Origin of the sequence: Paenibacillus sp. JMULE4 (assembly GCF_013337105.1) — a bacterium.
Classification (GTDB): domain Bacteria; phylum Bacillota; class Bacilli; order Paenibacillales; family NBRC-103111; genus Paenibacillus_G; species Paenibacillus_G naphthalenovorans.
Window position 1 is genome coordinate 106,323 of the sequence record NZ_SGWF01000020.1, and the last position, 22,632, is coordinate 128,954.

The 22,632-nt window shown below is 50.5% G+C and carries 25 protein-coding genes and 1 pseudogene; 10 read left to right on the top strand and 16 right to left on the bottom strand.

Going from position 1 to position 22,632, the window contains the following annotated elements; genetic code table 11:
* Window positions 1–104 precede the first annotated feature (104 nt).
* Together EXW96_RS23305 and EXW96_RS23310 are read left to right on the top strand one after the other, a co-directional pair.
* The gene (locus EXW96_RS23305) at window positions 105–644 is read left to right on the top strand and encodes a hypothetical protein (RefSeq protein WP_174351537.1); all 540 of its coding nucleotides are present in this window, start codon (window positions 105–107) and stop codon (window positions 642–644) included.
* A 2-nt stretch (window positions 645–646) separates the two neighbouring features.
* Window positions 647–1,027, top strand: a complete 381-nt coding sequence (locus tag EXW96_RS23310) for a c-type cytochrome (RefSeq protein ID WP_174351538.1) — start codon at window positions 647–649, stop codon at window positions 1,025–1,027.
* A 112-nt stretch (window positions 1,028–1,139) separates the two neighbouring features.
* Here EXW96_RS23310 and acpS read toward each other — a convergent pair whose 3' ends face one another.
* A complete protein-coding gene (acpS, locus tag EXW96_RS23315; RefSeq protein WP_137670968.1) occupies window positions 1,140–1,568 on the bottom strand; it encodes a holo-ACP synthase in 429 nt (142 codons plus the stop codon).
* 114 nt (window positions 1,569–1,682) lie between these two features.
* On the opposite strand from acpS, the gene bioA reads away from it, so the two are divergent.
* Both bioA and EXW96_RS23325 read left to right on the top strand, forming a co-directional pair.
* On the top strand, window positions 1,683–3,038 hold the full coding sequence (bioA, locus tag EXW96_RS23320) for an adenosylmethionine--8-amino-7-oxononanoate transaminase (protein WP_074727647.1): 1,356 nt from the start codon (window positions 1,683–1,685) through the stop codon (window positions 3,036–3,038).
* Between the two features lie 150 nt (window positions 3,039–3,188).
* Window positions 3,189–3,457, top strand: a pseudogene (locus EXW96_RS23325) (manganese catalase family protein); the annotation flags it as partial.
* A gap of 107 nt (window positions 3,458–3,564) precedes the next feature.
* Here the strand turns inward: EXW96_RS23325 and nadE are convergent.
* The 4 genes from nadE to EXW96_RS23345 form a co-directional block, all read right to left on the bottom strand.
* Complete coding sequence (gene nadE / locus EXW96_RS23330) at window positions 3,565–4,374, bottom strand: ammonia-dependent NAD(+) synthetase (RefSeq protein ID WP_062409960.1); 810 nt, start codon at window positions 4,372–4,374, stop codon at window positions 3,565–3,567.
* A gap of 119 nt (window positions 4,375–4,493) precedes the next feature.
* Window positions 4,494–4,928 carry a BrxA/BrxB family bacilliredoxin gene (locus EXW96_RS23335; RefSeq protein ID WP_062409961.1) on the bottom strand — a complete coding sequence of 145 codons (435 nt, stop codon included), beginning with the start codon at window positions 4,926–4,928 and terminating at the stop codon, window positions 4,494–4,496.
* Between the two features lie 114 nt (window positions 4,929–5,042).
* The gene (locus EXW96_RS23340) at window positions 5,043–5,468 is read right to left on the bottom strand and encodes a DUF3905 domain-containing protein (RefSeq protein ID WP_062409962.1); all 426 of its coding nucleotides are present in this window, start codon (window positions 5,466–5,468) and stop codon (window positions 5,043–5,045) included.
* A 26-nt stretch (window positions 5,469–5,494) separates the two neighbouring features.
* A complete protein-coding gene (locus tag EXW96_RS23345; protein WP_171006001.1) occupies window positions 5,495–5,635 on the bottom strand; it encodes a hypothetical protein in 141 nt (46 codons plus the stop codon).
* 859 nt (window positions 5,636–6,494) lie between these two features.
* Here EXW96_RS23345 and EXW96_RS23350 point away from each other — a divergent pair.
* Together EXW96_RS23350 and EXW96_RS23355 are read left to right on the top strand one after the other, a co-directional pair.
* On the top strand, window positions 6,495–7,820 hold the full coding sequence (locus tag EXW96_RS23350) for a hemolysin family protein (RefSeq protein WP_062409963.1): 1,326 nt from the start codon (window positions 6,495–6,497) through the stop codon (window positions 7,818–7,820).
* A gap of 143 nt (window positions 7,821–7,963) precedes the next feature.
* A complete protein-coding gene (locus EXW96_RS23355; RefSeq protein ID WP_302621144.1) occupies window positions 7,964–9,226 on the top strand; it encodes a BaiN/RdsA family NAD(P)/FAD-dependent oxidoreductase in 1,263 nt (420 codons plus the stop codon).
* A 66-nt stretch (window positions 9,227–9,292) separates the two neighbouring features.
* Here EXW96_RS23355 and EXW96_RS23360 read toward each other — a convergent pair whose 3' ends face one another.
* Entirely contained in the window at window positions 9,293–9,649 is a 357-nt protein-coding gene (locus EXW96_RS23360) for an aminoacyl-tRNA hydrolase (RefSeq protein ID WP_062409964.1), read from the bottom strand.
* 171 nt (window positions 9,650–9,820) lie between these two features.
* Here EXW96_RS23360 and EXW96_RS23365 point away from each other — a divergent pair, with 171 nt between their 5' ends.
* The gene (locus EXW96_RS23365; RefSeq protein WP_174351539.1) at window positions 9,821–10,117 is read left to right on the top strand and encodes a hypothetical protein; all 297 of its coding nucleotides are present in this window, start codon (window positions 9,821–9,823) and stop codon (window positions 10,115–10,117) included.
* 147 nt (window positions 10,118–10,264) lie between these two features.
* On the opposite strand, the gene EXW96_RS23370 is transcribed toward EXW96_RS23365, so the two are convergent.
* From EXW96_RS23370 to EXW96_RS23380, 3 genes are all read right to left on the bottom strand, one after another.
* The gene (locus tag EXW96_RS23370; RefSeq protein ID WP_054820245.1) at window positions 10,265–11,143 is read right to left on the bottom strand and encodes a cation diffusion facilitator family transporter; all 879 of its coding nucleotides are present in this window, start codon (window positions 11,141–11,143) and stop codon (window positions 10,265–10,267) included.
* Window positions 11,144–11,422: 279 nt separating this feature from the next.
* Complete coding sequence (locus EXW96_RS23375) at window positions 11,423–11,842, bottom strand: hypothetical protein (RefSeq protein WP_062409966.1); 420 nt, start codon at window positions 11,840–11,842, stop codon at window positions 11,423–11,425.
* A 133-nt stretch (window positions 11,843–11,975) separates the two neighbouring features.
* A complete protein-coding gene (locus EXW96_RS23380; protein ID WP_254611533.1) occupies window positions 11,976–12,497 on the bottom strand; it encodes an NUDIX hydrolase in 522 nt (173 codons plus the stop codon).
* A gap of 227 nt (window positions 12,498–12,724) precedes the next feature.
* Between EXW96_RS23380 and EXW96_RS23385 the strand changes: the two genes are divergently transcribed.
* Complete coding sequence (locus EXW96_RS23385) at window positions 12,725–13,687, top strand: aldolase catalytic domain-containing protein (RefSeq protein ID WP_054820242.1); 963 nt, start codon at window positions 12,725–12,727, stop codon at window positions 13,685–13,687.
* Window positions 13,688–13,790: 103 nt separating this feature from the next.
* Window positions 13,791–14,624: an SPL family radical SAM protein gene (locus EXW96_RS23390; RefSeq protein WP_062409967.1), complete on the top strand. Its 834-nt coding sequence runs from the start codon at window positions 13,791–13,793 to the stop codon at window positions 14,622–14,624.
* A 94-nt stretch (window positions 14,625–14,718) separates the two neighbouring features.
* On the opposite strand, the gene EXW96_RS23395 is transcribed toward EXW96_RS23390, so the two are convergent.
* Together EXW96_RS23395 and EXW96_RS23400 are read right to left on the bottom strand one after the other, a co-directional pair.
* The gene (locus EXW96_RS23395) at window positions 14,719–16,122 is read right to left on the bottom strand and encodes an NAD-dependent malic enzyme (protein WP_054820239.1); all 1,404 of its coding nucleotides are present in this window, start codon (window positions 16,120–16,122) and stop codon (window positions 14,719–14,721) included.
* Between the two features lie 129 nt (window positions 16,123–16,251).
* On the bottom strand, window positions 16,252–17,301 hold the full coding sequence (locus EXW96_RS23400) for a peroxiredoxin family protein (protein WP_174351540.1): 1,050 nt from the start codon (window positions 17,299–17,301) through the stop codon (window positions 16,252–16,254).
* A gap of 165 nt (window positions 17,302–17,466) precedes the next feature.
* Between EXW96_RS23400 and EXW96_RS23405 the strand changes: the two genes are divergently transcribed.
* Window positions 17,467–18,252 carry a C40 family peptidase gene (locus tag EXW96_RS23405; protein WP_174351541.1) on the top strand — a complete coding sequence of 262 codons (786 nt, stop codon included), beginning with the start codon at window positions 17,467–17,469 and terminating at the stop codon, window positions 18,250–18,252.
* Window positions 18,253–18,374: 122 nt separating this feature from the next.
* On the opposite strand, the gene EXW96_RS23410 is transcribed toward EXW96_RS23405, so the two are convergent.
* The 5 genes from EXW96_RS23410 to ctaD form a co-directional block, all read right to left on the bottom strand.
* Entirely contained in the window at window positions 18,375–18,836 is a 462-nt protein-coding gene (locus EXW96_RS23410) for a DUF420 domain-containing protein (RefSeq protein ID WP_174351542.1), read from the bottom strand.
* 45 nt (window positions 18,837–18,881) lie between these two features.
* Window positions 18,882–19,754 (bottom strand): cytochrome c oxidase assembly protein, encoded by an 873-nt coding sequence (locus tag EXW96_RS23415; RefSeq protein WP_174351543.1) that lies wholly within the window; start codon window positions 19,752–19,754, stop codon window positions 18,882–18,884.
* Window positions 19,755–19,876: 122 nt separating this feature from the next.
* Window positions 19,877–20,188 (bottom strand): cytochrome C oxidase subunit IV family protein, encoded by a 312-nt coding sequence (locus tag EXW96_RS23420; RefSeq protein ID WP_054820231.1) that lies wholly within the window; start codon window positions 20,186–20,188, stop codon window positions 19,877–19,879.
* Between the two features lies 1 nt (window position 20,189).
* A complete protein-coding gene (locus tag EXW96_RS23425) occupies window positions 20,190–20,813 on the bottom strand; it encodes a cytochrome (ubi)quinol oxidase subunit III (RefSeq protein WP_074727657.1) in 624 nt (207 codons plus the stop codon).
* The gene (gene ctaD / locus EXW96_RS23430) at window positions 20,810–22,621 is read right to left on the bottom strand and encodes a cytochrome c oxidase subunit I (protein ID WP_054820233.1); all 1,812 of its coding nucleotides are present in this window, start codon (window positions 22,619–22,621) and stop codon (window positions 20,810–20,812) included. Before ctaD ends, EXW96_RS23425 begins: the two co-directional genes overlap by 4 nt.
* Window positions 22,622–22,632: the final 11 nt, after the last annotated feature.

The following is a 22,632-nucleotide window of genomic DNA, read 5'->3' on the forward strand; positions in this document are numbered from 1 at the left end:
GCCCTTATGACTTGTTGATCATGAGATGGTACTTCGTACGTGCGGCCGCCGGTTTTTCAGGCGGCTAAAAAGGTTAAATCGGCTGCGGCCAAAGAGGTGCAACGATGAGTATTAATCAAGTGGAAGCAGCCTATCAAAAGGCTGCGCCATATACCGCTTTTCTGTATATCTGGGGCCTGCAATGGGCGCTGTCGGCCGGGTTGCGGTTTTTTGCGCAATGGCGGGATCTCGATCCGCTGCAGCCGGTCGTGATGTGGACGGCTCTTGCGGCATCCGCGGTCCTGCTGTTTAGGACATTTCGCCACTATGGCGGGACAAGCCTTGCCTTAAGCGGAGCCGGTATAACCCTGTGCGCCGCAGTAGTGCTGGTTGTGTCGGGGCTCTATGCGCTGGCGCGCTGGAAAGGCATCGACCCGTTGGTTTGGCCGCTGCTTAAGGGCATACTGCTGACATTGGCTTACGCTTGGTTTAGCCGCTGGTTAGGACGCCCGCTGCTGTATCTAAGCTTATGGATGCTGGCTTTAACCGTAACCGTGGCTTGGTCATATTTAGGCTTTGCGCAGATAGCTCTCGGAGTCTTCGGCGGACTCAGTATGATGGCTCTCGCATGGATGATCGGAATGTGGAACAGGGGGACGAGGTAAGAATGAAACGTATGAATACTTGGGTCGCTTTTTCAATGGCGTTAATGATGGCAGCCGTTCTCGGAGCATGCACGCCCCAAAATAGCCCTGCGCCGTTTGGCGGCGGTAAATCCTCCGGCGGCATGACGGAGGAGCAGGCGATGGCCGGAGCGAGCGATACGGTGCAATCGCTCTATAAGCAGAACTGTATGTCATGCCATGCCTCCAACCTGGAAGGAAAAGTAGGGCCAAATACAAACCTGCAGCAAGCAGGCGCACGACTGACCAAGGAGCAAATCGTCGAGCAGATCAATCGGGGCGGCAACGGCATGCCCGGCTATCAAGGCAAGCTCAAAACCGAGGAGATTGATGCGCTCGCCGACTGGCTGGCAAACAAAAAATAATCCGATGCCGGCCGCCGTTAGACGGTTTTTCAGCGTAACAGCGACCTGAACGCTGTCAAACAAGCAGCCCCTCTTAAGAAGGGACTGCTTGTTTGCTTTTACGCTGCCGTTTTCATCCGGCCGCGCCCTCTCTGCGCTCCACAATCGCGTAAGCCATCGCGGTCGTCTCCGTATGAGTGACGCTCAGGTGAATCCAAATGGAGCCGCTTGTCCCCGCGCCCGGGAGTAATCCGGCCGCAGTCATCCGCTCCATCGCTGTCTCCGATAACCGGCAAACCGGTTTGCCCTTCGGATCAGGCAGGATCTCTACATCCTGAAATGAGAGCTCTTTGCCGATGCCGCAGCCGATCGCCTTCGATACCGCTTCTTTGGCTGCAAAGCGGCCTGCCGTAAATTCAGCCAAGCGCCCCTGTTTGCCCGCAGCCAGCTCGCGCTCGCGGGGTGTGAGAACCCGCTCCAAAAACCTTCCGCCCGCGGGCTGCTCCAAAATTTTGCGCACGCGCGCGATATCCAGTAAATCGGTGCCGATGCCGATAATCATAGCGCTTGTTCCTTTCCGGTTTCGCGTTTTGCTTCTCTTGGTGGTACAATGTGGTGTGGATTAATGGATTAATCGTATCCGATCCGACCATGAAGTTCAAGGAGGACGCAGTGGATGAAAGCAAATGAAAAACAGTTGCTTTTGCAAATGGACCGTCAGCATGTATGGCACCCTTTTACCCAGATGAAGGATTACGCTGATACGGATCCCGTCCTGATCGAGAAAGCGGAAGGCGTCTACTTATACGATGCCGACGGGAATCGTTACTACGATACCAACTCTTCCTGGTGGGTTAACGTGCACGGCCATGCGCATCCGCGTATCCGGGAGGCCATAAACCGGCAGCTTGCCCAAATGGATCACGTGATGTTCGCCGGCCTTACGCATCGGCCCGGTATTGAATTGGCTCATCAATTGGTTGAGCTTACTCCGCCCGGGCTGGACCGAGTGTTTTACTCCGACAACGGCTCCACTTCCGTGGAAGTGGCGTTGAAGATGTCGTTTCAATATTGGCAGCAAACCGGACGGACCGGCAAAACCAAATTCGCCTTCGTGGAGAACAGCTATCACGGCGATACGATCGGAGCGGTCAGCGTCGGCGGCGTAGATCATTACTTCTCCGTATTCCGGCCCCTGCTGTTCGCGGCCAGCGCGGTACCGTCGCCGGACGTGCGCAAGGGGCCCAGCGCCGAGGCTTGTGTGGCGGAGGCGCTGGAGGGCGCACGCAAGCTCTTTGAATCATCGGCGGACGAGCTGGCTGCGCTGATCGTCGAGCCGATGATTCAGGCCGCGGGAGGAATGATCATATACCCCGCCGCGTATTTGCAAGGATTGCGTGAGCTGTGCACGCAATATGAAGTACACCTGATCGCCGACGAAGTGGCGGTCGGGTTCGGCCGGACAGGCCGGATGTTCGCTTGCGATCACGCAGGGATCTCGCCGGACTTCATGTGCCTGTCCAAAGGGCTTACGGCGGGCGTGCTGCCTCTGTCCGCTACAATCACGACGAATGCGATCTACGACGCATTCTATGACGACTACGTGAAGCTGAAGACCTTCACGCACGGTCACAGCTTCACCGGCAATCCGCTCGCTGCGGCTGTAGCGCTGGAATCGCTTCGCATCTTTGAGGAAGAACGCGTCTTGGACCACGTCCAGGATGCGGCGGCTCACCTTAAAGAACAGCTGAAGCGATTCGAGGCATTTTCCGGCGTAGCGAACGTGCGCAGCCTCGGCATGGTCGGCGCCTTCGAGCTGTATAAGGACCGCGCCGCCGGAGTCCGCTTCGATTTTGCCGAGCGCATCGGCTTCCGCGTATATCTGGAAGGGCTGAAGGAAGGCCTGTTCCTGCGCCCGCTTGGGGATACGATCTATTATTGGCTGCCGCTGTGCACCACCAAAGAGCAGATCGACGATATCGTCGCCCGGACGGAAACCGTGCTGAAGCGGATGGGCTTCCGAGATTTCTAAGTCTCGTCCCTGCATAAATCTCTCCTTTGTTTCATACAGCTTAATGGAGCCTTGCGCTTTAAATGCGGTTTGGGATAAGGAGGGGTTTTTTCTGTTTACACGCATCAATCAACTGTTGATCGAGCTGCCGCAGTCCCCGTATGCGGATGCGAATGCGGCGCACGGACGCACAAAATGCGCGTCTACGAGATGACCGATCATCCGGTTGCCCGTGAAATGATCGGTTACCTGCTCGTTCGAGGCGGCGTACATATCCTGGCGTATGCCAAAGCCCTGGAGGTGGCCACCGGGACGACGAAGGTGCCCCGCAAGGGGCTCCGATCCCCGAACATGCGGAGCTTCCCGAAGAATTCGCCCCCGGCGTCTCCCAAGAGGATGTTCTGGAAATCACAAAAAGGCTGCAAAATGCCGCCGGAATAAAGTCAGGCAGGCACATAGACAAACCACCTTGCAGCCGAAAGGGGTATGCTCGTACTCATACATGCCTTTTCGGTTACAAGGTGGCTATAAAGTCAACGGCCCGCCCTTAAATCCCGGGGATCGGGGCCCGCTTATGCTCGGTCTTTAAATACTGCTGTTCCAGCTTGGCCTGCGCTTGCGGCGAAATGGTCTTGCCTTCCAAATAATCGCTGTTGTCGTCATAGGTGATCCCCAGCTCGTTCTCGTCGGTCTGACCTTCCCACAGCCCCGCCGTCGGCGCCTTATCCAGAACGCTTTGCGGCACGCCCAGCTTACGCGCCAGCTCGCGTACCTGACGTTTGTTCAAGGTGCTGAGAGGGGTAATATCGACTGCGCCGTCGCCGTACTTCGTAAAGAATCCCGTAATGGCTTCCGAAGCATGGTCCGTTCCGACAACAAGCAGGTTCAGCTCAAATGCAAGGGCATATTGGATGACCATACGCGTTCTGGCCTTCACATTTCCTTTGCCCGCGCGGCTCAAATGCCGGTGAACCCCGATCGATTTCAAACCGTATTCGGCCTCGAGCGCGATTTCGTTCACCGCCTCTTCGATATTCGTCTCCACCCGGTACTTCAGGTTAAATGCTTCCGCTACGGCATAGCTGTCGTCGATATCCTCCTGCTTGCCATAGGGTTGGAATACGCCCACCGTTTTGTACTCCCGGCCTTTCTCCGCCGTAAGCTCATCGGTCGCCTGCTTGCATAAGCCAGTCGCCACTGCGCTGTCGATACCGCCGCTGATCGCGATAAGCAGTCCGTCCACCCCGGACTTGAGCACATACTCCTTCAAAAAATCCACTCTCTTGCGAATTTCCGCATCGGCATCAATCTTCGGCTTCACTCCGAGCTTAGCGATAATATCCTCCTGCAGGCTCACGCATCAACACTCTCCCACTTGTTTTTTTATCAGTATACCATCAGCCCCGGTTCACGTAAAAACTCCCACCAAATGTCATCTAGACACTGGCAGGAGTTCAGAGCTAAAACCGTTATTTCTTATTTACAGTATTCTTCAAAGGCATTGATCAAATCGTTGGCGATCATCTCAGCCGAACGGTCTTCAATCTGGTGACGTTGGATAAAATGTACCAGTTGGCCATCCTTCATCAAAGCAATGGATGGAGAAGACGGCGGATACGGTGCAAAATACTCACGCGCCTTAGCTGTCGCTTCCTTATCCTGGCCTGCAAATACCGTGAACAGGCGATCCGGTTTCACTTCATGCTGAAGTGCTTTGGCTACGCCTGGACGGCATTGGCCTGCTGCACAGCCGCATACAGAATTGACGACGATCAATGTCGTCCCTTTCATATCATCAAGCGCCGCCGATACTTCCTCAGGTGTGCGGAGCTCCTGCACACCGATCCGGGTCAGTTCGTCTCTCATCGGCTGAACCATATCCTTCATATAATTCTCAAACGACAGGGACATGTCACGCTTCCACTCCTTTTACCCCACATAAATGGTTATTGTACTTCATACAACCATTATACATCGGCATCGGAGGAAAGCAAAGCACACGATCGCTATCGTGATCGAATTCCGCTATTCCGCTTGGTCGTCCTTTTCCTCCGCCCCGCTTTGGAACGCCGGGTATGCTGCGTCCTTATCAGGATGCATGAAAGGAGCGCCTTGCGGTATATTGCCTTTTTCAAAAAGCTCTTTATTTTCCGTCGTATGAAAGCCTATATCCTTGTAAGGATGGACCCAGCCATCTCCCGACATGATGGCAGGATCGGTGTTCTCAGTCCACTGCTCCAGCGGCGAGTGTTCCGACTGATACTCATGATCTCCGATAAGCACCCCGTGCTCATTCACGAACGGTTCTCTTGGTCCCCGGTTTCGATCCAATCCCTTACGAAAATTGATTTCAAACGGATCAAGCTCCGAATCATTTTTCCGGTTATACGAAATATCGGTTTTCACGTGATCATACGTGGCGTCTTTCGTATCTTCAGGCTTGTCGCTCATGTATGCCATCCTCCCTCAGGTCCGCATTAGACGGACGGACGGTTCGGTCCGCTCAGCTTTTTGTCCGTGATGCCGCCGGCAGGATCGGTATGATCCGTCCCCTTATTCCGAACGGCCTGTATGCTCTGTTCTTTCGATGCGTTGGCGATGTTTTTTTGCTTAGCCACATGAATCATCTCCCTTCCTTAGGCTTTAGTATGCTTTAGCTGAATAAAAATCAGTCAGCCCCCGGGACGACGAATCAGGGAATTGAAGGAAACCAGGTGCCTCACGCGAATCAAATCATGAAAAAAGACTCCATCGGTGATTAGCCTGAACGGAGTCCCTTTTCTAAACTTTACTGCCGCCTTACCCCAAACGATATGGTAAATCCTTGCATGAAATCTGGTGATGCTGTGCAACCAAGACAATGAAAGCCCTACCTCTCTTTCATCCTTGCGGCTCCGATGACCGCGCCAGTGTGAATCAGTATTACAACAATGTCCAATCATGGGCTCCTGACGATCACGATTTGCGGGAAAAAACGTTCTTTTCGAGGAAAATCCGATGTTAGGGGTTATGCGGGGTGAATTACTCAAATTGAGTATCATAAAATTATACTATGATATATAAAAAAAGGCAAGAACCATCGCCCTGCTTCGCTTGCTGCCGCGGCTATAACGGCCAGTCCTGTGTTACCCGGCGCGGCCGCCCCGAAAGATGTATTGCCTTTTTTTAACGGCTGCCCAAAAAACGGTTATGGATAACCTTCCAACTTCCTGTTCAAAATTCATGAATATTCCAACTAATCCCACCCTGATTTACACAAAAAACGGCGAAATTGAAGCATACAGATTGAAATCAGCCATTAATGCTTACAAATATAGCCCCTGCACAGCGTGCATACCCCTGAATACCCCGGCCGATGTTTGAGCGGTTACTTTCGTATCGTTTATAATACATATTATAAATTATTAATAGTTTTGACAATTTTGAACGTCTGGAGGAGGTGTACCTATCTGCCCTCACGCAGGGGATAGGGATTGATTGAGTAGTGACCCGTTACCTTTATTATTTAACGCGGTTTTGATTATTGTGTTGGTGCTGCTGAACGGTTTCTTTGTTGCTGCCGAATTTGCTATGGTCAAGGTTAGAAACAGCCGTCTCGAAACGCTCGCCCAAGGAGGCAATATCCGAGCCCGTTTTGCACAGAAGATTACGGGAAACCTGAACGCGTATTTATCGGCCTGCCAGCTTGGGATTACACTTACATCCTTAGGTCTGGGCTGGCTCGGAGAACCGGCCATCGCTGCTTTTATCGGACCGGTATTGAAGGATTGGTTTCAACTCAATGACGTTGTCATTCATACGATTTCCTTTCTGATCGCTTTTTCTCTTATTACGATATTGCACATTACGCTCGGCGAGCAGTTCCCCAAAACGTACGCGATTCGCCAATCGGAGAACGTTACCCTGTGGTCCGCGGCGCCGATTATCTTATTTTATAAGCTGATGTTTCCTTTCATATGGCTGCTGAACGGAATATCCAACTGGATGCTCAAACGTGCGGGAATCGAACCGACGACCGAGCACGAATCCGCTCATACCGATGAGGAAATACGCATACTGATGAAAGAAAGTCACAAAAGCGGATTCATTGACAACACGGAATTGACGCTTTTTGATAATATATTTGAATTTACGGAAACGAATGCGCGCGAAATCATGATTCCAAGGACAGAGATGGGATGCTTGTACGCTAACCTCACGTTCGAGGAAAATATGGATATTGCGCTGAATGAAATGCGTACCCGCTACCCGGTGTGCGATCCGGACAAGGACAATATCATCGGCTTCGTGCATATTAAGGATTTGATGAAAGCCAGCAAGGACTTGACCGATATTCGCCTGCTTGCCCGTCCTATTACCAAAGTGCCGGAGTCGATGCCGATCAGCCAACTGCTGAAGCTTATGCAGAAGAAAAAAGTACAGATCGCTCTGCTCATCGATGAATATGGAGGGACTTCGGGCATGGTAACGCTCGAGGATATTCTCGAGGAAATTGTAGGTGAAATCCAGGATGAATTCGATCCGGATGAACGTCCAAGCATAGAGAAAAAGGACGAGACCACCTATTCCATCGACGGGCGTCTTCTAATTAATGAGTTGAACGATTATTTCGGTTTGGACATCGGAACCGAAAACTACGATACGGTTGGCGGCTGGATTTATTCCCAGGTGGAAATCCCCCCGACAAAAGGGCAGACGGTGCTTTACGATGATCAATATGAGTTTATGATCGAAGAGACAGACGATCTGCGCATTGCCCGAATTACCGTTCGTAAACTGCAATCCCAGATCCAATCGGCATAATTAATTTCTTCACGAGGCCTAAGGCCTCTTTTTTTTCGGCGGTTAGAACAACTCAGTGAACATCCTGGCCCCGTACAGATATTTTTATTTTACCAGCTGGAGGGTATAATGAAACCACAAGTTTTCATTGGAGGGGCCGCAAATTGTATGATGTCATTGTGATTGGTGGAGGTTCGTCAGGACTCATGGCAAGCATTGCCGCAAGTGAACATGGCGCGAAAGTCCTGCTGATTGATAAAGGAGATAAACTTGGCCGCAAGCTTGGGATCTCTGGTGGCGGACGATGCAATGTCACTAATGCCAAGGAGATTGACGAGTTGATTAAGCACATACCGGGGAACGGCCGTTTTCTTCATAGCGCTTTGGCTAATTTCAGCAATCGTGATATTATCTCTTTCTTTGAGGGGCTGGGGATTCGCTTAAAAGAGGAAGATAACGGACGCATGTTCCCCGTTTCAGATAAAGCCAAGACGGTTGTTGATGCTCTTGTCAATAAGGTAAGAGAGCAAGGGGTTCATATTAAGGTGAATAGTCCTGTAAAGGAAGTTCTTTACCATCATGGGCAAACTATAGGTGTTCGTCTGCGGTCCGGTGAAGAAATCAGGAGCAGCGCTGTCATCGTAGCGGCAGGAGGTAAATCCGTACCGCATACAGGCTCGGAGGGTGATGGATACGAGTGGGCGGAGAAGGCGGGTCACTCGATTACCGAACTTTACCCTACCGAGGTTCCGCTGACGTCTAATGAATCATTTATCCGTACCAAGGCATTACAAGGACTTTCATTAAGAAACATCAGTCTTACGGTCTGGAACCCGAAGGGTAAAAAGATCATTACCCATGAAGGCGACATGATATTCACTCATTTTGGGATTTCGGGTCCAACAGCATTGCGCTGCAGCCAGTTCGTTGTTAAAGCTTTGAAGCAATTCGAAATCAAGACGGTAAATGTAACGTTAGACCTGTTCCCTTCTAAGACAATTGATGAAATCTATAACGAAACATTGGAGCTTGCCAAGCAGGAATCGAAAAAAGCTGTAAAAAACGCTTTGAAGGGCTACTTGCCTGAGCGCATGATTCCAATTCTACTTGAGAAAGCCGGTTTACGTGAGGATGTTACCTATGACCATATCCCAAAACAACAATGGATGGATTTGTCCAAGCTAATCAAAGCTTTTCCTATCGCTATAAATGGAACCCTCTCGATCGAGGAAGCTTTTGTTACTGGCGGGGGTGTAAACCTTAAGGAAATTGACCCTAAGACGATGGAATCCAAGCTGATGAAGGGATTGTATTTCTGCGGCGAAATTTTAGATATTCATGGCTATACGGGAGGCTACAATATCACTGCTGCATTTTCAACTGGTTACACCGCAGGCAAAAGTGCTGCAATTGCTCAGCTGCTGTAAATGAAAAGAGCCTAAAGATTTTGAAGTCCACAGGCTCTTTTCCTTGTTCAACTCGTAGAGCAAAATCTACAGCACCTTCAGTCCGGCTATCCTTTCTTCGGCAACCTTTTTATTCATCGGCGGCAGTACGACAACGGTTAAGAAGCCTTCCGGATTTTCCATAAGCCCTGCATCCCGGATAGACGGGAATCCTTCATTAGCTAATTGCCGAAGACGCTCTTCAGGGCCTTGCAGCACGACTTTCTTTTGTCCGTTGTTCAGCCAGGCTTGAAACACCTCATAATACCTGCTGTCATTTAACAAATAGTGCAGCGTCATTGTAGCAGCCGCGTGGGCTACCTGCACAGCCAATTTCCCGGGATTCGCAACGAGCTGTTCATTGACGGCATAGTATTGCACAATATCCTGATCAGTTTGTTTCATGGCACTAAAGCTCCTTCCTCAGATTAGTGAAGCCTCAAGCTTTTTATCTCCCTATATCTATGAATCTTCCAATTCAAAATATGCTTAGAAAATAATCCATGGTTGAGAAACTTATCTTGAGCCGCATACGTTAATATATATGCAGGTTGCACATACAACTGGATACATCAGATGAAACGGGGGAATTTCCCATGCCGGGATCGCGTTTACACTTCTTCCCCTCCTCCCGGGATGCTTGGTCTACGGCCCGGACATCCTGCAGAATCCGCCGCGCTGCGGTTGGAAGCTGCGGTTCGGTCTCTTACTGCGCAGGCGACAGCAGCGGCAACGGCGGGGGCGGTGGAAGCGACGGAGAAGGGTTCTCCTGCGGCTCGGGATGCTCTTCGGATCCCGCCTCTCACACTGGCCACTGCGCTGAAAATCAACCTTACAGGGGGCATTTTACTTCCTCGCTCGCTGCTACCCTGATTTTCAGCTTTACAGCAGCCTCTATAGTGACTCCATAAAAATTTCAAATAACCTCAATCGATCGAGGCCATTCATGGATGAACGGCCGCAATTCAGAGGCGGGTAATCTTGCATAACAAAAGCCATAAGGCTGCCTTCCGGGCAGTCTTATGGCTTTTGTTCGGAAAAAGGTTCAATATGCACGTGGACGTTCCCGATCTGGTGCTCGTCCAACATTCTTTTCTCGATCTCGTCGCTGATTTCATGGCTTTGTCCAACCGAGAGCTCGGAGCTGACCTCCACGACGACATCCAGCAGAACGCTGCTGCCGTGAACCCTGGCGCGGATATCCTTGATCCTCTTCACGCCCGGAGTCTCTTTGACCGTTTTGCGGAATACCCGCAGTCTCTCATCGTCAAAGCCGTCGGTTAAAGCATGCGTAGCATCGGAGAATACGCTCCACGCCGTTTTACAAATCATAAGGCCTACAACGAACGCCGCAGCCGCATCGAGAATCGGAAAGCCGAGTCGGGAGCCGATGATGCCAACAGCGGCCCCAATGCTCACGAGCGCATCCGAACGGTTATCGTAGGCCGCGGCCATTAGCGCTTGATTGCGGATGCGTTTTGCAAGCCTGCTGTTATATACGTAGACCCCCCACATAATGATCGCGCAGCTCAAGGCAATCCATGCCGCAAGCATATCAGGCGCCGTCCGTTCGTCCGCCAGGAAGCTTTTGCCCGCTTGAATCACGACCTGCAGTCCCGCAACCGCCATAATGAAGGAAGCGACCATTGAAGCGATGGTTTCTGCCCGCATATGTCCGTACGGGTGATCCCGGTCCGGGGGTTTTCTCGAAATTCGCAAGCCGATCAGCACGGCCAGCGAAACGATAATATCCGTTGTATTGTTTATTCCGTCTGCCGTAAGCGCTTCGGAACCGGTCACAAACCCCATGCTGATTTTAAAAGCGGCTAGCAGGATATATGCGACGATGCTGACCCATGCGCCCTTCTCGCCCTCTTTTAAATGTTCATAGGTTTCCACAAGCCGCTTCCCTCCATCATCCTCAATCCATCCGCATCTCTTACCTATCTTCTTTTTAAACCTCACTTATCATAACAAACAAAAACCGTTTGGGTCTAGAGAAACAGTGTTTTCCCCGCTTATAAAATTAGGGGTGAGGCAAATTTGTTAGTCCGGTCAAAAGTTATAGCCCTTGTCCAACAACAAAAACAGCGGCTCCCCTGCCTCGCAGGGATCCGCTGACTGGTGGACACAGGGGCTGTCGGCTCCTGCGGATGATGAGGAAGGAACGGCCTTTAGCTACATATGGATACCGGCGTCAAACCCGTTCACATCATCTCCGGACGGATCGAACTGCTCTCTTTCATCATCGTATGCTCCGCTAGAACGGTTGTCGTATGCCGAAGCGGATACGTCGGGCTCGCTATCGATTAAATCTTCGTTCACTAAATGAGCAGGAATCGGCCCTTCCATGTCGTAGGCCATGGCAAAGCCTTCCGTTTCATCCGGAGAATTCCCCGCCTGAACCATTCTGCCGCCATGCGCCTGTGCGATTTCAAGCGCCGACGCTAAATCATGGCGATCCACGATAACATGAAGTACAGGCTTGTCCGAGTGCGAATGACCGCTGATCCGGTAACCGATCTCCTCCAAGGTATCCCGGGCAAGAACGGCCTCTTTTTGAGAATTAAATTGAAAACATAACGGAGTGCTGCTCATAAACACATTCCTTTCCAGTCTCAGTAAATGGGATGATATACCGCATAGCATGCCCAGACGCAGGACGCTTATTCCGCCTTTCACACCTTTTGCCCCAAGTTGCCGGCCATAAGATCACACCTCGCGGCTTGGCTTACAACACAACCTCTTCCAACGGGCGGACCTCACAGTTCAGCAGCTTGCCCTCTTGAAAGGTACACCGATATTCCGCACAATCCCTGCTTTCCAACATGGGAGGCAAAAAATGTTTGATATGTCCCGCTACACCGTGATTGTCCGGATGGATGACCCATTCCAGCGCCTTCCAGGCCAAAATACCGTCTTCCGTTTCGACGGGAGCCTCAGCTAATGCTTCAGGAGGCGCTTCACCGATAAACACATACATGCCCCCCGCCTCCCGTCCGTCCACTTCCCATGTGACAATGCCCGAGAAGCGAAGCGCCTCCTCGGCCAGCCGCAGCCCCGTTTCCTCCCTGATTTCGCGAACAACGCTGGCATAAGGTGTTTCCCCCGGTTCAAGCTTGCCCCCCACTCCGTTCCACAGCCCAAGCAGAGGCGCTTTGCTCCGGTTTAACATCAATATCCGATCTCCCTTGCAAATAAACGCAATATTATATTTCAGCATCCGCTTCACTTCCCCCATAGCTTCATTCATATCCGCCTAATTAACGCTTAAGCTACTTTTCCACACCGCCACCGAAAATCCTGCTTCCCCCTATTCTTTCCATCCCGCATGAAATTGTCATACTTTTCGTAATTTGTTATCATTGACAAAAAGACAATCGGTATGTATTATTATTAATTATTGAAGATACTTTACCACTGAAAAGCTTAAAAGCCACAAAGTACAAAAGGCCCCATTTGGGAGAGGAGCAAATGAACATGACCAGGGAAAAACACAGCATTGTAGACTGTACGATCCGCGACGGCGGATTGGTAAACAATTGGGACTTCAGCGTCCAATTCGTAAAGGACATGTACTATGGACTGAGCGAAGCCGGCGTCGAATATATGGAGATCGGCTATAAAAACTCCGCCAAGCTCTTAAAAGGCGCCGATGCGGGACCATGGCGTTTTTTGAACGAGGATTTCCTGAAGGAAGTCATTTCGCAGAAAACCGATACGAAGCTTTCCGCTCTTGTCGATATCGGACGTGTGGACGAGAACGATATCCTTCCCCGGGAGCAAAGTCAGCTCGACTTGATCCGTGTAGCTACTTATATCAAAGACGTAGACAAAGCGCTCGATCTGGTGCAAAAGTTCAATGGTTACGGCTACGAAACAAGCATCAACATTATGGCGCTGACCCATGTGATGGAGAACGACTTGAACGAAGCGTTCGAAGAAATCGCCAAAAGCCCGGTAGATGTCGTGTATATCGTTGACTCTTACGGCAGCATGGATTACAAGGATATCGATTACCTCGTTACCAAATTCCAGCGTCTTCTGCCTGACAAAAAGCTGGGCCTGCACATGCACAATAACATGCAGCTCGCTTTCTCCAACACGATCATGGGCGCAAGCAAGGGCGTTGAATTTCTGGATGCTTCCGTATACGGCATGGGTCGCGCTGCGGGCAACTGTCCTACCGAGCTGCTCGTCAGCCATCTGAAGCATCCGAAATACGATGTTCGCCCGGTGCTCGGCATCATTGAGAAGCATATGATCGCCATGCGTGAGAAGTGGGAATGGGGATATGTCATTCCTTACATGATCGCAGGGATATTGAACGAGCACCCTCGTGCAGCCATGGCGCTTCGCTCAAGCGAGGACAAAGACAAATTCACCGAGTTTTACGACAAGCTGACATCGCCGGAAGTTATGCCTGCGGGTGCGGCCGAATAATACCGCCAGTACGGTCGAGAGCCCGGTTTCCTTGGATGTGACAAGGAACCGGGCTTCTTCGTACCCTTTTCAAGCAAGCCGAAAGAAAGGAGGAGATCCGTCCATGCATCCCCGGATGTCCCTAACTGCTCCGAGGAAGCTGCTGAATCCGGCCAGTGGTTATTTGGCCGGTTACAGCCATACGCTGAATCCGTATGTGGGCTGTACCTTCGCCTGCTCTTATTGCTATGTGCGAGAGATGCCCGTAGCCAAATTCCGCAAGGAACCTTGGGGCCGCTTTGTGGACGTGAAATCGACTGCGGCCAAGCTGCTCTCCGGCGAGCTTACAAGAGCCAAACGAAAGGGGCCTGTCACGATCTTCATGTCGTCCAGTACGGACCCTTATCAACCGGTCGAATTCCAAACCGGATTAACCCGGTCTCTGCTGGAAATTATGGCTGGCGCCGATTCCAATGCAGCGATTGACTTCCTTCTTGTCCAAACCCGCAGTCCGCTTGTCACACGTGATATCGACCTTCTTCTGAAGCTTGGGCAGCGCGTTCGCGTGAGCCTGACGATTGAGACGGATCTTGAAGAGATCCGCAAGACCTTCTCTCCCTCCGCTCCTCCTATTGCTGCCCGGCTTCAGGCGCTGCGCCGGCTTGTTCAAGCCGGCATCCCCGCCCAAGTCGCGATATCACCCATGCTGCCTTGCAGCGACCGTTTGGCCGGCCTGCTTGCAGAAACCGGCGTCAAGCGGCTTGTCCTGGACGACTTCTTCATGGGCGACGGCAGTCAGGGCAAACGAACGGAACGGCTCGGCATCCGCCGCATCTATGAAGCATGCGGGCTCGAAGCATGGTACGACCGTTCCGCCTATCTCAAGGTGCTGGAGCAGCTTAAAAAGACATTTGCCGCGCACCAAATTTACATCAGCCAGGCCGGTTTTTTACCTTAATGCTCCTTTGCATCGCCTATGCAAATAGCCGCTCCTTTCGTAAATCAATTTCACGAAAGGAGCGGCTTATTATGCCGGAACTTTTTGGCTTATCTTATCTGAAATCCCGTGGAATCCGGCGGGCCTCGCCCGTCAGGATAGCGGCTTCGATGATGGCATGACGGACCTTCGAAACGACATGCTCATTAAAGATACTTGGAATAATATAATGCTCATTCAGTTCGGCTTCACTGACAACCGAGGCGATAGCGCGTGAAGCGGCAAGCTTCATCGGTTCATTGATCCGCCGAGCCCGGCAATCCAAGGCCCCGCGGAAAATGCCGGGGAATACCAGGACGTTGTTAATTTGGTTCGGATAATCGCTCCGGCCTGTAGCGAAGACGCGCACGTGCGGCAGCGCTTCTTCCGGGTCAATCTCCGGATTCGGGTTAGCCATGGCGAAGACGATCCTGTCCGGCGCCATCGTTTGTACATCCTCGGCCGTCATAATGCCGCCTCTGGACACGCCGATAAACACATCCGCATCGCGAAGCACATCCTTCAGGCCGCCCGGCTCCGCCTCGACCTGCGGCTGCTCTGCAAGCCACTGCCACATCGGGTGTGAATAGGTCCCGCCACGAACGATCGCACCTTCCCGATCCACAGGCACAAGCCGCGTGACTCCTGCAGCCAGCAGCATTTTGCAGATGGAGACGCCCGCGGCGCCAATACCGTTAACGACTACACGTACTTGATCGATCCGCTTGCCTACTACTTTCAATGCATTCAAAAGCCCTGCAATGACGACGACAGCCGTACCGTGCTGGTCATCATGGAATATCGGAATATCCAATTCCTCCGCCAGCCTTGCTTCGATCTCAAAGCAGCGCGGAGAGCTGATGTCCTCCAGATTGATTCCGCCGAAAATCGGGCTGATCGCTTTAATCGTACGAATGATTTCTTCGGTATCCTTCGTATCCAAGCAAATCGGAAAAGCATCCACGCCTGCCAGTTGTTTGAACAGCATTGCTTTCCCTTCCATGACCGGAGCCGCTGCATGCGGTCCGATGTCGCCAAGGCCGAGTACCGCGGTTCCGTCGGTCACAACAGCTACCGTGTTCCGTTTGATCGTCAATGAGTAAGCTTTCTTGGGATTTTCATGGATGGCTGTACATACGCGCGCCACACCGGGAGTGTATACTCGGGACAAATCGTCGCGATTTTTGATCGGCAGCGTGGGCTGCGTCGTTATTTTTCCGCCCAAGTGCACCAGGAACGTCCGGTCAGACACGTTAATCAGCTTGATGCCGTTATGCTGCTTCAGTGCCTCCACCACTTGACTTTCCGCAGATTCCGCCACATCCACCGTAATGTCGCGCACCGAAGACTCCTTGCCCGGACGTATCACGTCAATCGATGTGATATCTCCCCCGGCTTTACTGATAGCCGCAGCTACGTCACCAAACGTGACTTGATCATGATTCAATTCCACACGCAAAATAATACTCGTCTGTGCCATGCTGTTACCATCCTTTTAAATAAAATAATATAATAAATAAAGTAATATGACCTTTTAATAATTTCATGTTACACGATGAATCTCGCATGCGCAAATGAAAAACACTAAGTGCCCTTATATATTTCTTTATCACATTCCATGATCTGCTTTCTTCTTCGCTTCCTTCAGCATTTGCATATTCATCGGTCCGGGATGCTTGTGCCGGATCACTCCGTCTCTATCAATCACAAAAGTAGCCGGATAAGAGTTTACACGATACCTGTTGATGACCTCGCCCTGTTCATCCAGCACTACGGGGAATGTGATTCCCCACTCCTTCAGCCAAGAGTCTACCACAGGCACGCTAATCTCCGTAGAGGTCGCATTGACTCCAAGGATCACCACTCCATCCTTTTCGTATTCCGAATAAAACTGCTGCATATGCGGCATTTCCTCCCGGCAAGGAGGACACCATGTCGCCCAAAAATTAAGCATGACGGTTTTTCCCCGATAGTCCGATAGTTTGACCGTTTGGCCATTCAGCATCTTCAACTCAAACTCCGGCGCTTGCTGTCCAATCTTCAGGCCGACGGACGCATCACCCGCCTGGGCTCTCCCCGCCCCATATTTGTCCCAAATATTTACAGATAAAGTCCAGATCAACGCATAGCCGATTATAAATATTGTGAACTTCTGCAGCATCGGCCGCAAATGGTTCGCTGGCTTCTTCAACATCCATGCCGCCATAAAGCCTCCCGCAAAAAGTGCGGTCATCCCCCATGTTATCCGATTGACTTCCCCCGCCGTAAACATGACGGCTCCGTATACTGCGTACCCCCCCATAATCGAGACAAGCATCGAATCTATATATAGGGCTCTATCCATACGTTCTTTTAGAACGGTGTACCATACATACAAACCGGAAAGCAGCACGGCTAGCCAGATTCCTTGAATGCCGCCGTTATAATAGAGCAGCGACAAGGGATTCTTCAGTACACTGCGCGGTTCGAAGAGCAGCAAGCTTAGCTTCCAGCTAATGATCCAAATGACAACGGCATTCAAGCCGATCGTGCTGAATGCTGTCCCCATTGCCGTTCCCTTTAAACGCAGTCTACCTATTCCGAACCCCGCCGCTACTGCAGCTATGACAAACAACATGCTTTTTTGTATGATGAATGGTCCCCATACCCAAGTGTCCATCTGATGCTCACCGTTCTCCCATTTGAAATTCTTCATTCTATTGTGAATTGAAGGGAACATGTTGTCAAATGGTGTCCCGAACACAGGTGCGGCTTCAATGATGAAACTGTCCGCCCTTGTGTCTTGACATAAATACAACCAGAATCTGCAGGAGGGATTATCATTTTGAAAAAGCCATTTACAGCCATTCTTCTCGCCACTACAGTCACTCTGGGTTTAGGAGCATTACCGGCCAAACCAGCCCAGGCAGCAACCGATGCCGTTATTGTCAGCAGTGTCAACTTTCGGAGCCAGCCGGATGTGAACTCTAAAAGTTATGGATTACTGAAAAAAGGTGAAAACGTCGATATCCTCAGCAAAGTGAACAACTGGTGGTACAAGGTTCGGGACGACAGCGGAAGGATTGGATATGTTTCCACCAACAGCAAATATATCCGCACCACGGACTCAAGCTCCGGAGGAAGCTCCTCCAAGCCTAGCAGTACCAGCACTTCCAATGGTTCAAGCAGCACCAGCTCTACCGTGAACAAGGTGATTGCAGCCGGCAAAAAATACTTGGGTACCCCTTATGAATTTGGTTCGAGCCGTTCGAACACACGAACGTTCGATTGCTCCGACTTTGTCAGACAAGCCTTTAAAGAAGGAGCAGGCATTACTTTACCAAGCGATTCACGCGGACAAGCCTCATATGTAAAATCCAAGGGCGGAACAACGACCAACTGGCGCAACCTGAAACCGGGTGATCTGATGTTCTTCATGGAATACCGCGGTACCAGCGCTTCTTCTTATCCCAGCAACAAGGCAAATCAACGGGTGACCCATGTCGGAATCTATTTGGGAGACGGCAAAATCCTTCATACTTACTCTAAAGAATCCGGCGGCGTGCGCATCGATTCCTTTGCCGGCAAGCATTGGGAACACCGCTTTATCTTCGGCGGAAGCGCACTGTAACGATATCGCTATCAACTATTGGTGCTTTCGGCTTCGCTCACATATATAGACTTTCTCATTAAAAAAGCTTCGGCTGCTCACGTAAGAGCGGCTGAAGCTTTTTATTTCCCGTAGTCCGAAATTTATAAGCCAAAAATGGCATCGATCATCGGCTTCGTCTCTCCACCGGGATACAATAGATACAACAGAACGTAAACCGCGACGCCGGTAGGCGCCGTAAGCAGCCATATGACGGCTGTCCAGCGTCCAATTTTTCTATGCTTGGCGAATTTTTGTTTAAACGCCAACGTTAAGGTTACTATACCGAATACCGCAGCCGTTGTTGCCAAAGTAATATGAAAAAATAAAAACAAGTGATAGGCCAGCTTCAATTCCTCTGGTCCGCCAAAAGATGTATTTCCGACGAAAACGGTGCGGCTCGCATAGACCAGAAAGAAGGCCAGAGCAAAGCCGGCGCCCCACAGCATCACCTTTTGGTGCTTTTCCCGGTTTCCTTTGATAATGTGATACCACCCGATCGCAACTAGTATGGCGCTAATGACAATGAAACTGGTACTGATAGTCGGCAATATCGCCACTTTCACATCCCACCCGTTCGTTTCAGTAAAATATGATTTTGTATGAAACGCTTAAGCCCGATTCGCATGTTCCGAAGAGAAATAAGCGCTATTTGTCAAATCATCTTCTTCCTTGTTGCGTTCTTTTCGGTACCATCGGAAGAAGACATACGCAAGAGCTATACCGTAGACGATTTCTTGAACGATTTTCATAATAACCCCGCCGAGCTGTTGATCATCGATCATCGGCAGTGCCCAAAAGTGTATAGATACGGAGGCATACATATCATATAACGGTTCTTTGGCGAAGATGATCAAGGCACAAGCCGGGGTCAGCAGAATGCCGTTCAGGAAAATGTACGCCATCTTCTTCAATTCGGACATCGTATTGTACTCCGGCACCGGGCAGAAGATCGGGAACCACGCCTGAAATGCAGCGAACAGGAAAATGGCCTTATATACGGTAAGAATATAAGGGTTAGCCATCAGCCAGTCCATCACCATCGGAATATGATACATAGAGAAGATAAAATTGAAGAAGAACAGGGAAAACAACGGGGTGCTCATCCAACGTAACATACGTTGGGCGCCCTTGCCTTTGAGCCCCGCCTTAAGCAGCCAGCCCGGTGTACCCAGAAGGAACATCGGCGGCATAATCAAATACAAGATCGACTGTTGAAACATATGCACACTGAACAAATAATGGTGCCCATAATAAGAGATCGGACTTCCGTCTGCAGCATACCAAAGGGCCAGTCCGCTCCAAAACCACAGCTTCTGCTTTAGCGTTACAGGCTCACTGTCGGCAAAATCCTTGCGCCAGCGTCCTACGCATAGTGTATATAAAACACCGAGCACAATGATAAAGAGCAAAAATCCGGGACTCCACAACTGTATGAACGTAGGGACATTCCCATGGCCTGCATGGGAGACGGTAGGATCCATATCGGATAACGACTCCTTTCTGTTTCACTCTATACCGGAAGTTGTGTCGAATTCGTGAAAAATTTCCCATAGTTATACAAAAGAGAGGGGCTTTCTAAGAATAAGCCGCCTCTCTAAACCTTTTACCACCACATCCAAAATACTGCTGCTGCCACTACGGTCAGTGCAACAATAGTACCGAACGCGAGTCCGATGATTGGGAACATATGCCCGCGATCTTTCATATGCATCCAATAAGCCAACTGGAATAAAATCTGAACGATCCCTAAACCGACAATGAAGATGATAATAAATGTACGATCCAATCCGCCGTAAAGGACAACCGCAAAAGCAAGCATCGTAAGCAGGATGGAAACGATGTAGGACAGGTAATGATTTTTAGGACCTTCTAAACGGTGACGTTCACCTGCAGATGTCTGGTGTTGGTTGCTCATGTTAAGGACCCACCTTCCCCATCAGATACACTACCGTAAAGATGAATACCCATACGACGTCGATAAAGTGCCAGTATAAGCCGGCCACATAATATTTTGGCGCAGTAACTGTAGTAAGACCTTTTTTGAAGCCCATAATGATCAACAGTGAGATCCACAGTACCCCGAACGCTACGTGCGCTCCGTGAAAACCGACCAAGGTATAGAACGATGTAGCGAAGGCGCTCTTGGAGAACGTGTGTCCTTCATGTACGTAATGTATAAACTCGTAAACTTCAATACCCAAAAACGCAAGGCCAAGCAAAACGGTTACCGCCATCCAGGCTTGCAGCTTCTGGAATTGTCCGCGATGCAGCGCCATGGTGCCGAATACGCTTGTCAAGGAGCTCGTAAGCAGGATAAACGTCGAGAGCGCGATGAGATCCAACTGGAATAGCTGCTGAGCTGTCGGTCCATCCGGCACCTGATTGCGGAGCGCGATGAAGGAGGCGAAGAGCGTACCGAAAAGCACGCATTCGCCGCCAAGGAACAGCCAAAAGCCAAGAACTTTATTTTTACCTTCCAATGTTGCTGTTTCTGCGTGAGGTGGCAGGGCACCGCCTACTTCATGATGTGCTGCACTCATGCCTTAACCCCCTTATCATTTAACTCTTCTGGTTCGATATGGAATCCGTGATCGTCAATGACGGATCGGAAGAACATAGCGATCAGAGTGATACCCAGACCGATAATGGCCACCGCATAATGATGGTACATAAATCCGTAACCGGCAACAAACAATCCTACGGACATAATAAACGGCAGAATGGAAGGATTCGGCATGTGAATCGGGCCGATCGGTTCGGCCGGCGTCATCTCTTTGTTGCCTGCCATTTTTTCTTTCCAGAATGCATCATAACCGCGAACGAGCGGAGTTTGCTTAAAGTTATATTCCGGCGGAGGAGAAGGAATCGTCCACTCCAGTGTCCGGCCGTCCCAAGGATCGGCAAGCGCGTCAACCGGTTTTCTGGCTGTGACAATAATGTTGATTACGAATACGATCGTTCCGATACCCATTAAGAACGCCCCGATCGTACTGATCAAGTTCCCTTGTTCAAGGCCTACGCCAGGCTGATACGTAAATACCCGTCTCGGCATCCCCATAAGACCAAGGAAGTGCTGAGGGAAGAACGTCATATGGAAACCGATGAAGAAGGTCCAGAAATGAATCTTGCCCAAAGTTTCATTCAGCATGCGTCCGAACATCTTCGGCCACCAGTAATAGGAAGCGGCGAACAGAGCAAGAACCAGACCGCCGACGATAACATAGTGAAAGTGCGCCACGACAAAGTACGTATCGTGGTATTGAAGGTCAGCCGCCGGTACCGCAAGCATAACCCCGGTTACGCCACCCATAACGAACGTCGGAATAAAGGACGTTGCAAAAATGTTAGCTGTTGTAAAGCGAATTTGTCCGCCCCACAGCGTGAACAACCAGTTGAAAATCTTAACCCCCGTCGGAACGGCAATAGCCATCGTTGCGACCCCAAAGATCGCGTTACCGACAGGACCAATCCCTACAGCAAACATATGATGGGCCCAAACCATGAAGCCCAGGAATCCGATCAACGCTGTTGCGAATACCATGGAGCTGTAACCGAACAAACGTTTTTTCGAGAAAGTGGCTACAACATCGGAAATGATGCCGAATGCCGGCAAAATCAAGATATATACTTCAGGGTGACCAAAAATCCAGAAAATATGCTCCCAAAGGATCGGATTACCGCCCTTGGTTATATCGAAGAACGCGCCTCCGAAAAGCCGGTCAAACATCAATTCCACAAGACCTACCGTAATGGCAGGGAAAGCAAAAAGTATAAGTAAGGATGTAATAAAAGACGCCCAAGTAAACATTGGCATTCTCATGTAAGTCATTCCCGGCGCACGCATGTTGATGATCGTTACAAGGAAGTTAATCCCCGCGATCAGCGTACCCAAACCGGAAATCTGAATTCCGAGCACGTAGAAGTCTACACCTTTAAACGTTCCGGTGGGATCTATAATTCCGGAAAGCGGCGGATATGCCGTCCATCCGGCAGCCGGCGCACCCCCCAGAAACCAGGATGTGTTCAGAAGTACGCCTCCAAAGAAAAACAACCAGAAGCCTAATGCATTAAGGAATGGAAACGCTACGTCGCGAGCCCCGATTTGAAGCGGGACGATAGCATTCATAAAAGCAAAGATAACCGGCATGACCGCAAAGAAAATCATGGTCGTACCATGCATTGTAGTCAATTCGTTAAACGTGTCGCCAATAAATATGTTCTGGTCGGGGTAAGCCAATTGAATCCGAATGAGAATCGCTTCAAGACCACCGACTAAGAAAAAGAGACCGCCTGCGATCAAATATAAAATTCCGATCTTTTTATGGTCCACCGTGGTAAGCCAATCCATCAGACCAGTGT

What these genes read in the sequence shown, in the direction of transcription:
- EXW96_RS23305 (WP_174351537.1), top strand. Translation starts at nt 105, where the DNA reads ATGAGTATTAATCAAGTGGAAGCAGCCTATCAAAAGGCTGCGCCATAT.
- EXW96_RS23310 (WP_174351538.1), top strand. Translation starts at nt 647, where the DNA reads ATGAAACGTATGAATACTTGGGTCGCTTTTTCAATGGCGTTAATGATG.
- acpS (WP_137670968.1), bottom strand. Translation starts at nt 1,568, where the DNA reads ATGATTATCGGCATCGGCACCGATTTACTGGATATCGCGCGCGTGCGC.
- bioA (WP_074727647.1), top strand. Translation starts at nt 1,683, where the DNA reads ATGAAAGCAAATGAAAAACAGTTGCTTTTGCAAATGGACCGTCAGCAT.
- EXW96_RS23335 (WP_062409961.1), bottom strand. Translation starts at nt 4,928, where the DNA reads ATGTCCCTGTCGTTTGAGAATTATATGAAGGATATGGTTCAGCCGATG.
- EXW96_RS23340 (WP_062409962.1), bottom strand. Translation starts at nt 5,468, where the DNA reads ATGAGCGACAAGCCTGAAGATACGAAAGACGCCACGTATGATCACGTG.
- EXW96_RS23360 (WP_062409964.1), bottom strand. Translation starts at nt 9,649, where the DNA reads ATGAAACAAACTGATCAGGATATTGTGCAATACTATGCCGTCAATGAA.
- EXW96_RS23365 (WP_174351539.1), top strand. Translation starts at nt 9,821, where the DNA reads ATGAAACGGGGGAATTTCCCATGCCGGGATCGCGTTTACACTTCTTCC.
- EXW96_RS23375 (WP_062409966.1), bottom strand. Translation starts at nt 11,842, where the DNA reads ATGAGCAGCACTCCGTTATGTTTTCAATTTAATTCTCAAAAAGAGGCC.
- EXW96_RS23380 (WP_254611533.1), bottom strand. Translation starts at nt 12,497, where the DNA reads ATGAATGAAGCTATGGGGGAAGTGAAGCGGATGCTGAAATATAATATT.
- EXW96_RS23385 (WP_054820242.1), top strand. Translation starts at nt 12,725, where the DNA reads ATGACCAGGGAAAAACACAGCATTGTAGACTGTACGATCCGCGACGGC.
- EXW96_RS23390 (WP_062409967.1), top strand. Translation starts at nt 13,791, where the DNA reads ATGCATCCCCGGATGTCCCTAACTGCTCCGAGGAAGCTGCTGAATCCG.
- EXW96_RS23395 (WP_054820239.1), bottom strand. Translation starts at nt 16,122, where the DNA reads ATGGCACAGACGAGTATTATTTTGCGTGTGGAATTGAATCATGATCAA.
- EXW96_RS23400 (WP_174351540.1), bottom strand. Translation starts at nt 17,301, where the DNA reads ATGGACACTTGGGTATGGGGACCATTCATCATACAAAAAAGCATGTTG.
- EXW96_RS23415 (WP_174351543.1), bottom strand. Translation starts at nt 19,754, where the DNA reads ATGGATCCTACCGTCTCCCATGCAGGCCATGGGAATGTCCCTACGTTC.
- EXW96_RS23420 (WP_054820231.1), bottom strand. Translation starts at nt 20,188, where the DNA reads ATGAGCAACCAACACCAGACATCTGCAGGTGAACGTCACCGTTTAGAA.
- EXW96_RS23425 (WP_074727657.1), bottom strand. Translation starts at nt 20,813, where the DNA reads ATGAGTGCAGCACATCATGAAGTAGGCGGTGCCCTGCCACCTCACGCA.
- ctaD (WP_054820233.1), bottom strand. Translation starts at nt 22,621, where the DNA reads ATGGATTGGCTTACCACGGTGGACCATAAAAAGATCGGAATTTTATAT.